This window comes from Marinobacter sp. S0848L, from assembly GCF_023016065.1.
Taxonomy (GTDB): domain Bacteria; phylum Pseudomonadota; class Gammaproteobacteria; order Pseudomonadales; family Oleiphilaceae; genus Marinobacter.
Map to the genome: position 1 here is coordinate 1 of NZ_JALKAQ010000026.1, position 1,815 is coordinate 1,815.

1 tRNA gene and 1 rRNA gene are annotated in these 1,815 nt (G+C 53.3%); both read right to left on the reverse strand.

Annotation, left to right across the window (positions count from 1 at the left end):
- Nucleotides 1-4 precede the first annotated feature (4 nt).
- Nucleotides 5-81: transfer RNA gene (locus MWU64_RS15310), tRNA-Ile, on the reverse strand.
- Nucleotides 82-194: 113 nt separating this feature from the next.
- Nucleotides 195-1,735 (reverse strand): 16S ribosomal RNA (locus tag MWU64_RS15315).
- Nucleotides 1,736-1,815: the final 80 nt, after the last annotated feature.

A 1,815-nucleotide genomic window follows, 5' to 3' on the forward strand; every position in this document is an offset into this window, starting at 1 on the left:
ATTTTGGTGGGTCTGGGTGGACTTGAACCACCGACCTCACCCTTATCAGGGGTGCGCTCTAACCACCTGAGCTACAGACCCGGTTTTGCTTGTCACAATAACAAGCCAAGTCGGGCCTGAAAGACCCAATTGCTCTCTTTATTCAGCTAACCAAGTAATTCGTGTGGACTCTGACCGAAGCTTTCAGCTTCGTTTAAGGAGGTGATCCAGCCCCAGGTTCCCCTAGGGCTACCTTGTTACGACTTCACCCCAGTCATGAACCACACCGTGGTGATCGTCCTCCCGAAGGTTAGACTAACCACTTCTGGTGCAATCCACTCCCATGGTGTGACGGGCGGTGTGTACAAGGCCCGGGAACGTATTCACCGCGACATTCTGATTCGCGATTACTAGCGATTCCGACTTCACGCAGTCGAGTTGCAGACTGCGATCCGGACTACGACGCACTTTAAGGGATTGGCTCACTCTCGCGAGTTGGCAGCCCTCTGTATACGCCATTGTAGCACGTGTGTAGCCCTGGCCGTAAGGGCCATGATGACCTGACGTCATCCCCACCTTCCTCCGGTTTGTCACCGGCAGTCTCCCTGGAGTTCTCAGCATTACCTGCTAGCAACCAAGGATAGGGGTTGCGCTCGTTACGGGACTTAACCCAACATCTCACGACACGAGCTGACGACGGCCATGCAGCACCTGTGTCAGAGTTCCCGAAGGCACCAATCCATCTCTGGAAAGTTCTCTGCATGTCAAGGCCAGGTAAGGTTCTTCGCGTTGCGTCGAATTAAACCACATGCTCCACCGCTTGTGCGGGCCCCCGTCAATTCATTTGAGTTTTAACCTTGCGGCCGTACTCCCCAGGCGGTCAACTTAGTGCGTTAGCTGCGCCACTAAGGATTCAAGATCCCCAACGGCTAGTTGACATCGTTTACGGCGTGGACTACCAGGGTATCTAATCCTGTTTGCTCCCCACGCTTTCGCACCTCAGTGTCAGTGTTGGTCCAGGTAGCCGCCTTCGCCACTGGTGTTCCTTCCTATATCTACGCATTTCACCGCTACACAGGAAATTCCACTACCCTCTACCACACTCTAGCTTGCCAGTTCGAAATGCCGTTCCCAGGTTAAGCCCGGGGCTTTCACATCTCGCTTAACAAACCACCTACGCGCGCTTTACGCCCAGTAATTCCGATTAACGCTTGCACCCTCCGTATTACCGCGGCTGCTGGCACGGAGTTAGCCGGTGCTTCTTCTGCGAGTAACGTCAATCCCTAAAGGTATTAACTTTAGAGCCTTCCTCCTCGCTGAAAGTGCTTTACAACCCGAAAGCCTTCTTCACACACGCGGCATGGCTGGATCAGGGTTGCCCCCATTGTCCAATATTCCCCACTGCTGCCTCCCGTAGGAGTTCGGGCCGTGTCTCAGTCCCGATGTGGCTGATCATCCTCTCAAACCAGCTACGGATCGTCGCCTTGGTGAGCCTTTACCTCACCAACTAGCTAATCCGACTTAGGCTCATCCAATAGCGCAAGGTCCGAAGATCCCCTGCTTTCCCCCGTAGGGCGTATGCGGTATTAGCAGCCGTTTCCGACTGTTGTCCCCCACTACTGGGCAGATTCCTAAGCATTACTCACCCGTCCGCCGCTCGACGCCTGATAGCAAGCTATCATCGTTTCCGCTCGACTTGCATGTGTTAAGCCTGCCGCCAGCGTTCAATCTGAGCCATGATCAAACTCTTCAGTTTAAATCATACAAGAATCCGTAGATTCTTAATTCTTGCTCAAGACAAAACTCAATTTCGACGAGTCACTGTCCTGATATTTC